This is a genomic window from Helicobacter monodelphidis, assembly GCF_003288845.1.
GTDB lineage: Bacteria > Campylobacterota > Campylobacteria > Campylobacterales > Helicobacteraceae > NHYN01.
The window spans coordinates 1-421 of sequence record NZ_NHYN01000106.1 but is presented as its reverse complement, the minus strand read 5'-3'; the positions used below and the strand labels follow the sequence as shown (position 1 = coordinate 421).

1 protein-coding gene is annotated in these 421 nt (G+C 33.7%); it reads left to right on the top strand.

Annotation, left to right across the window (positions count from 1 at the left end):
- Nucleotides 1-421 (top strand): hypothetical protein (locus CCZ01_RS10680; RefSeq protein WP_181566409.1); only part of this gene is annotated, 421 nt, incomplete at both ends.

Sequence of the window (421 nt, the reverse complement as noted above, 5' to 3'; positions counted from 1 at the left end):
GATTTTATACTAAGAGATATTGATAATATGGTGATCTTTGCAAAACAAATCAAGGATAAAGAATATTTCACGAGTATAAATCTTGAAACGCAAGATTACTTTATAAGTGTATCAAATGCACCAAAAAGGCAAAACATCTTAAAGAATAAAGTGACAAATGGATCAAAAATTATTTACCAGTCTCCAAACTCCGAGTCAATTTTCTACACGCCAGAGCTTTTACAGGCTTCGCAATCTTCAGCCAACAAGATGGGCGATTCTATCACAAGTCAAGAAGTTTTTCAAGAGGACTATCAAAAATGCACAAGACAACACAATATGAAGGATAACTTCACAGAAGATTCAATATTGCAAAGAGCTTTAGAACTCCAAACAAAACAGCAAAGAGGAGAGCTAGAAAACTTCTTTACACATCAAGAAG